Source organism: Porcipelethomonas ammoniilytica (assembly GCF_025567485.1).
In the GTDB taxonomy this organism is placed as follows: Bacteria; Bacillota; Clostridia; order Oscillospirales; family Ruminococcaceae; genus Porcipelethomonas; species Porcipelethomonas ammoniilytica.
In genome coordinates, this window is record NZ_JAOQKH010000034.1 from 1 (window position 1) to 6,888 (window position 6,888).

At 38.8% G+C, this 6,888-nt stretch carries 9 protein-coding genes and 1 pseudogene; all 10 read right to left on the reverse strand.

All coding sequences use genetic code 11. The features are described 5' to 3' along the window. Positions 1-381: 381 nt before the first annotated feature. Complete coding sequence (locus tag OCV67_RS12495; protein WP_147644278.1) at positions 382-2,286, reverse strand: DUF927 domain-containing protein; 1,905 nt, start codon at positions 2,284-2,286, stop codon at positions 382-384. Between the two features lie 240 nt (positions 2,287-2,526). Further along, positions 2,527-2,940 (reverse strand): single-stranded DNA-binding protein, encoded by a 414-nt coding sequence (locus OCV67_RS12500; RefSeq protein ID WP_147644279.1) that lies wholly within the window; start codon positions 2,938-2,940, stop codon positions 2,527-2,529. After that, complete coding sequence (locus OCV67_RS12505) at positions 2,941-3,501, reverse strand: ERF family protein (RefSeq protein WP_178085152.1); 561 nt, start codon at positions 3,499-3,501, stop codon at positions 2,941-2,943. A gap of 1 nt (position 3,502) precedes the next feature. Beyond that, entirely contained in the window at positions 3,503-3,730 is a 228-nt protein-coding gene (locus tag OCV67_RS12510) for a hypothetical protein (RefSeq protein WP_147644281.1), read from the reverse strand. 1 nt (position 3,731) lies between these two features. After that, positions 3,732-3,863, reverse strand: a complete 132-nt coding sequence (locus tag OCV67_RS12515; RefSeq protein ID WP_262644454.1) for a hypothetical protein — start codon at positions 3,861-3,863, stop codon at positions 3,732-3,734. Continuing rightward, positions 3,860-4,051: a hypothetical protein gene (locus OCV67_RS12520; protein ID WP_147644282.1), complete on the reverse strand. Its 192-nt coding sequence runs from the start codon at positions 4,049-4,051 to the stop codon at positions 3,860-3,862. The genes OCV67_RS12515 and OCV67_RS12520 overlap by 4 nt, the downstream gene beginning before the upstream one ends. A 105-nt stretch (positions 4,052-4,156) precedes the next feature. Beyond that, the gene (locus OCV67_RS12525) at positions 4,157-5,038 is read right to left on the reverse strand and encodes a DUF7666 domain-containing protein (protein ID WP_147644283.1); all 882 of its coding nucleotides are present in this window, start codon (positions 5,036-5,038) and stop codon (positions 4,157-4,159) included. Positions 5,039-5,055: 17 nt separating this feature from the next. Then, positions 5,056-5,253: a hypothetical protein gene (locus OCV67_RS12530; RefSeq protein ID WP_147644284.1), complete on the reverse strand. Its 198-nt coding sequence runs from the start codon at positions 5,251-5,253 to the stop codon at positions 5,056-5,058. 17 nt (positions 5,254-5,270) lie between these two features. Next, the gene (locus OCV67_RS12535) at positions 5,271-6,044 is read right to left on the reverse strand and encodes a DUF6551 family protein (RefSeq protein WP_147644285.1); all 774 of its coding nucleotides are present in this window, start codon (positions 6,042-6,044) and stop codon (positions 5,271-5,273) included. Next, a pseudogene (locus tag OCV67_RS12540) lies at positions 6,037-6,888 on the reverse strand (hypothetical protein); the annotation flags it as partial. The pseudogene OCV67_RS12540 and the gene OCV67_RS12535, both read right to left, overlap by 8 nt.

A 6,888-nucleotide genomic window follows, 5' to 3' on the forward strand; every position in this document is an offset into this window, starting at 1 on the left:
ACAAGGTAACGTCCCTGACCTTTATTGTCAAGAATATCAATACATTCAATCTGATAATCTCTTAATTGTATCACAACTTTTTATCACTCCTTTGTATGGGACATGCGGTACATCGAGGGACGGTTGTCCCACTTTGTAAACCTCATATTTATGTGGTTTATAACGTGTTGTGGGACTGTGGGACAAAATCGCGCATTGTTTCGTCAGAAAAATTTTTTATTATTGAAACGGGGAAATTATAATATATTTTGATATATATCTTATATATAGGGGGAAAATGTCCCACAGTCCCACAAGCTTTGTAAATTACGTAAATACGTGCTTTAAGCTTAATATACATGTCCCTCATTTTGCCTTTTTTAGTCCCTCACATGTCCCTTATTACAGTAAATCTTCATAATCTTCAATATTTATTTCGTCTTCACCCACCGGAAGTTTCATTACAACGCATTCCACATTAACGCCGTTAATACGTTTACCACGTGTCATGTTGCGCCCTCTTGTCAAAATCAATCCGTTAGTTTTAAGCCACGAAAGCAACGCCCTGTCGTCAAATCCTGCGTCCTTGACGGCCTTGCGGAAAACCGCTCCGTTTATGTACGCCCAGTTGTCAAGAATAACACCGTATACGTCTGAATTTTCATTGTCAGCTCGGAATTTGTTGGAATTCATCGCAACCCAGTCGCACATATAGCTATAACCTCGTTCTCCGGCTGAAACAGACGCTTTGCTTTTCAAAAATTCTGATATCTGACTGACCGTCAGATGTTTTTCGGTTTTAAAAACAAACCTGTCTGCAAGCTCGTCCGCTGTAAGCAGCATTGCCGCCGCCATTGCCTGTTTTTCAGTCGTACTTCCGGAGGATAGCTCCTTGTAATATTTGCTGTACAACTCCTTGGCTTCGGCTATAACATCATCGTTGAGACTTTCAATAAAAATTCTTCCTGCATGACCGTAATTCATTTTAATGCTTTGAGTAACTTCCATGCCGTTTTTTATTACGGCGTCCTTTGCTTTACACTCAATGTCAATTACACGGTTTACCGCTCCTGCGCCCGAATTATCGGACGTTAACGGCGATTCTCCTGTAGTCAGTATGCATAGATCCCATACGGGGGTCTTATCTATTCCTCCCGATTTTGTACCTCTTGTACGTCCTACTCCCTGAGACAGCTGATATACGTCAAATTTACTTCTGCCGTGACTGTCCTTGGACAATTGCAGCTCGTCTATACACATCGGTATATTGTTTAAAAATGCCGCTGTTTTTTCGTGCCCTACTTGTGTTGCGTTAAACGTCTGGACGTACTGTCCGATTGCAGGATTTCCCCACACCGACGCCGCAAGCATAAGCGCAACAGTTTTACCTGTTCCGGATTCTACTCCCCACAAATGAACAAAAAAGCACAGTCCTCCGATTTTTTTTATCAGTGCGCTTGCAAAGCTTGCCGCAAGCATTATCTGCGCTGTTATATTAGCGTGTCGACATTTGATTGCGGTTTCTCTCCATTTTGCAAAATCTCCGTGTTCCTTGATCGCATTATAAATAGTACTGTAATTTGCGTCTCCGTCAAAAACAAGTCCGTCAACATAAGGTGAAAAATTTCTTCCGTCTCCTATGTAACCAAGTCTTGATACACTTTCACGTTCCGGCAAAGAATCGTAATTCAACGCTTCAATACTGCATAAATATTCAGACAAAAGCTTTGCACTTTTTGAAGTGACTGACACTCCTACTGCCGCTAACTGGATTACTTTTGAAGCATCAAACAGCTCTTTTTTGCCTATTATGATCTCACGCCAATATTTGCCCTTGAAGTACGCTATTTTAAGCTTTTCTTCACCCGTATCAATATTCACGAGACGTTCTGTCGGCATGATCGGATGCAGGCACGCAATCTCATGATTGCTCATAGTGGTTTTTGAAACACCCTCGGCGTCGCAGTCCCATTCTCCGGCTTCCAGCTCTATGGGCTGCATCGGAAAATCCGTTGGATGCGATAGGCTTATATTGGGTTTTACTTTTATTAATCGCAGAGATTTTTCATAATTGTTATATGCCTTCTTGAAACTTGTAAAACCTACCTTTTTAGCTTTTATTGCTGCACTTTCCAGCTGAACCGTTTTCTCAAAAGGGTCTGTATATCTGCTTATTTCCTCGTACGGGGCTGTAGTCGAATAATCTTCCAGACAATAATCATAAGACATATCAATTTGATTCTGTGCAAGATATTCGCAGTTGCTTGCTTTAAAATCAAATAATATACGGTCAAATATTTTCAGCATTTCACTTTTTGCCGCTTTTTCACGCAGTTTACTTAACGTTTGTTTTCTTTCTTCATTATTTTCGTCAAAATAAGCAATATGTTCAATTATGCCTTTTATAGATTCGATTTCAGCTTCTTCAAAATTAACGGCGTCTATTTGTTCCTGTGTTATATTAACACCCCCTCACTAATGGACAGATTCACTGCTGAATTTGCATTAAAATATGCAATTAACTTTATTTTGTAATCAAATTGTAACTTAAAACGGTACGTCTCCATCATCCAGGATTTCTTCATAGTCGGATAAATCGCCGAGCGATTCGTTTGCAGGATCCGGTACAATTGTTTCAGGCTTTGGAACACTTTTGACTATTGATACAAATTCGCAAACCAGATTTTTATATTCTCTGCCGTCGTTTCCTTGATTTATTTCAATTTTACCGACACAAAGAACAGTATCACCTTTTTTTATTGCAGCAGCACATCTAGCCAAATTGTGCCATGCCTGACAGTTTGTCCATATTGCCTCCTTTTCATCGCCGTTTTTCTTTTCGCCTACTTTTACACTCCAGCGACAAAGGCTGGACTTTTTTTCTCCAACGGTCTTAAGTTCAGCATCTCTGGGAACGTAACCGCTGATAATGAAACTACCGTCTTGTAATTTACTGTACATTTATTTGTTCTCCTTTGCTTTTTTATAACAACTATAACACATGCCACCACAGCCATCATATACTTCTTTTGGTGTAATGGTTCTTACAGTTGTACCGTCAGTTGACTTCTGACTTTTTACTTCATTGCCGCATTTAGGACAAATTATTTTTTCAGCACTTTCTTCTTTGTATTCGTTTGTATCTGCGTCCTTGGTATCATCAATATTAAACAGTCCGTTTAATGCATATTTTCTTGCATAGCTTGACGCTGTTCCGGTTATTTGTGAATCGTCCATACCCTTTTTAGTCAACGCTTCACGAGCGCTCGCCGTACTGCATAACATTGCATTACTTTCCATATCAAACAGTGTTACTGTTGCTTCAACATAGTATCTTTCGTTTAAGTTAATAATTTTGTCTGAAATATTAAGTACAACGCTATATTTCTGACATAGCGGTTTAGCAGCTTCGAGTATATCTTCGCAACTGCGGTAATTATATCTACCAAAGGCGTTATACTGATTCTTAGGCGCTTTAAGTTCAGCTTGTATAGCCGACACTCTTTTAAAAAAACTGTCCATTTTACTCTTCCTTTCTTGTCGCCTCATTAAATGGACAAATACGTCCCGTAAACTTTTGAGGATATGGCGTTACCTCTTTTGTTATTAAACATAATCCACTGTTTCGATTGAAAAAATCGCATTGAAAACAGCTAATATCCTTATTACCTTTCCAGTCTACCGGAAAGAAATTTCTTATTTTTCCTTCTGCTTCAATGTATTCCTTTACGCCATCTGAAAAATCAGCCATACTATTTTTCCTCCCTTTCCAAATCTCTCATTAAATCAATATCGGGTTCCGGCTTGTCCGGATTTTTATAACAGGTTCTGCATGCTTCAATATCACACTCGCAAGGACTGTCATAATCGTAAATGCAGCTCATCTTATAACTCCTTTTCTCTTTAACACTTTATATGATTCGTCTGACAAATGTACTTTTATAATTTTTTCGCCTATACCGTCATTTACAAACTGTTCCGCATCGTCCTCATTTTCGTAAAAAATCGAACTGTATATGACATCATTAAAATATGCTATTCCATATACTGTATGGGTTTTCCCTCTGTACATTTTAATTACCTTTCCTCCTTGACATTTCCTCTATTTCATGCTATCATTTATTTGTTTAAATTTTTTCTTTTGCCTGTCCCTGTTGCCTCAGGGCAGGCGGTTTTTTTATACCTCAACAAACTCACCGTCTATCAGTTTATATAACGTATCTTCCTTAATTCGTTCGCCGTCCACAAATTCCGTTTTTACGCATTTTGGAATATAACGTTCCTTTTCCTCAGAATATTCCCATTCAGCCAGCGTAATCCAGCTGCCTTTTTTGGCTTTCACGACTGAATTGTGACCGGCGCAGCAGATAACGCAATCTTTTCCGCTACTGCCTATCTTTGCAAAATTTCCGCTGCTGCCTATCCGTGCAGAATCTCCGCTACTGCCTATCTGTGCAGAATCTCCGCTACTGCCTATCCGTGCAGAATTTCCGCTACTGCCTATCTGTGCAGAATCTCCGCTACTGCCTATCTGCGCAAAATATCCGCTACTGCCTATCTGCGCAGAATTTCCGCTACTGCCTATCCGTGCAGAATCTCCGCTACTGCCTATCCGTGCAGAATCTCCGCTACTGCCTATCTGTGCAAAATCTCCGCTACTGCCTATCTGCGCAAAATATCCGCTACTGCCTATCCGTGCAGAATCTCCGCTGCTTATTTTATTATCAGCAATACATGTTGATGTTTTTTCTATAGCAAAATCAACACAGGCATTTATAAATTTTGATATTGACAGCTTTGCACCTATTTTCAGTTTTTTAGTGCAGAATTTTCTGTTATCATTAGTTTTTTCTTCATCTAATGCTTCAACCTCTGCAAACTCATTGAAATCGCCATTATCATTTGTGAAACCATAATAATCCAATACATCAAACGGGTTTTCACAAAAATGCATTCCACAACTGCATATTTTTGCTTCTTCTTCCTCAAATACTGTATTTTCTGCGTACTGTTTGCCTCGGCATATCAGCCCTGGCTCAAATCCTTTATACCCTTTCATTTTTTATTCCTCTTTTCTTAAATAAATTTTTTAACTGCTCTGTCAACTCTCACTTGTTTCCCCATATTTGTCAACCATGGGCAAACTTCCCTCAGTGCGTTGTACTCTGCATCGCTAGGTATGTAGTCTGGGTTACTGCTACGTTTCGGTTGACCTAATATATCGAATGCAACGCTTGTTTCCTCATACCCTGACCCCTTCTTCAATTGCTTCATTTCTTTCCTCCTTGGTTTTAAATTTTGTCGTCTAACCTGTTGGTTCTTAAATTTTTGTTATAAATATTTAATATCTGTCTTGCAAAACGTGCATCACCTCCATTTGAAAACGCCTTTCCCTCTCTTATGATTATTGCAGGGCTTACTTTTGATAGCTGCGTTACCAATGTTTTTCTTTTATATTCACCTTTATAGGTTTTATAAAACAGATACATACCACCGATTATTTCAGTGTTCAGGCTTTCCGGTATACCCTCCCATGACTCTTTTATTAATGATAATATTTCTATAAAATCAGACGATGAAACGGCTTTAAATACTTTATATGTTTTGGCTACCGCAGTAATACGGTTAATCTTTTTAGATTTAGAAAAATCCATATAAAATCCACTGCACTCAACTAATCTTACCATTTCAACCACATCTACATCTCCTGCAGCATATAAAGCTTTAAACTTTGCAATGCTTTCAACTGCACGGGATATTCCGTTTTGTTCAGCGAACAGTCTGGCTTCATCTTCTTGGGTAAGTCCCTCATAAACCTTACAGTCAACCATCAAACTTGGACTATGATTTTGCATCCTTAATGACGCAAGGGTATGCTGACCGTCAAAAACATAGTATCTTCCGTCTCTGTGAGACACCTTTATTGGATTGACTAGCGCAGGATTAAAATTAGCAACTATTCTCTTTACTCTGTCCTGCTGGATTTCTCTTTGATATGCCTTGTCTACTACCAAAAGTCTGGCATTTAGTTGACAATACTTAAATTTTGTGTTATAATTATTCATAGTTAATATTTCCTTTCATTTTTTGTATTGCTGCTTCTGCTTTCTCCAGAGCAGCCTTTATTTTTTTACCGTTTTCTTCTGTTATTGTTACGTCATATTCCTCTATACATCTGTCAATATCACCAGCGAAATTTGATACTACACACAAAATATCTTCTGCCAGATCATCAGATGTTAATTCAACCGGTGTATTTGTATCGTACAAACTATTAATGATACTGTCTACATCTGCATTTTTTATTTTGTCATCCATAGTTGCAGTTACGTCTCCTTTAAAATCTGTTATAGGTTTTGCCATTCTCTTCTGCTTGTTGCGGCATTGTTTACAAACATTTTTACCTGCATAGAATTCATCGGCGGGCTTTTCATTACCGCATTTGTTACAAACCTTAGTCTCTTTCGACTTAGTTGTTATTTCATGATATATAGCGTTTACAGTGTTCCCCTTACCGCCTGTTCTGGCTCTTTGGATTTGCTCCGGAGAGCCTTTTTCTTGTATCACAGACACTTTGCTAATCGTATCTCTTGACACTCCTGCTATTTTAGCTATATCTTCCCGGGTTTCACCATTCTTTGAACATTCCGCAGAATTCTGCGGAATGTTAAGATCGTTCCGCTTACCTTGTCTCTTCTTAGCCTGTGCCGCAAGCATAGGTTTCAATTTCAAGGCAAGCTCGCTCCGCTGAAATTTTGTAAGATTTCTTCTTCCGAACTGATTTAATATGATCCACCGCTCAGCTTCTTCATCTGATTCAAAATCTTTATTAACGGTTTTATATGTAATCCCATGTTTTTGGCAAATTTCATAGCGATTATGCCCGTCTATCAAGAGATCTCCCCAAAC

Coding starts and splice junctions, on each gene's coding strand:
- OCV67_RS12495 (WP_147644278.1), bottom strand. CDS start 2,286: ATGCTGAAAATATTTGACCGTATATTATTTGATTTTAAAGCAAGCAAC.
- OCV67_RS12535 (WP_147644285.1), bottom strand. CDS start 6,044: ATGAATAATTATAACACAAAATTTAAGTATTGTCAACTAAATGCCAGA.
- OCV67_RS12525 (WP_147644283.1), bottom strand. CDS start 5,038: ATGAAAGGGTATAAAGGATTTGAGCCAGGGCTGATATGCCGAGGCAAA.
- OCV67_RS12505 (WP_178085152.1), bottom strand. CDS start 3,501: ATGGACAGTTTTTTTAAAAGAGTGTCGGCTATACAAGCTGAACTTAAA.
- OCV67_RS12530 (WP_147644284.1), bottom strand. CDS start 5,253: ATGAAGCAATTGAAGAAGGGGTCAGGGTATGAGGAAACAAGCGTTGCA.
- OCV67_RS12500 (WP_147644279.1), bottom strand. CDS start 2,940: ATGTACAGTAAATTACAAGACGGTAGTTTCATTATCAGCGGTTACGTT.
- OCV67_RS12515 (WP_262644454.1), bottom strand. CDS start 3,863: ATGAGCTGCATTTACGATTATGACAGTCCTTGCGAGTGTGATATTGAA.
- OCV67_RS12510 (WP_147644281.1), bottom strand. CDS start 3,730: ATGGCTGATTTTTCAGATGGCGTAAAGGAATACATTGAAGCAGAAGGA.
- OCV67_RS12520 (WP_147644282.1), bottom strand. CDS start 4,051: ATGTACAGAGGGAAAACCCATACAGTATATGGAATAGCATATTTTAAT.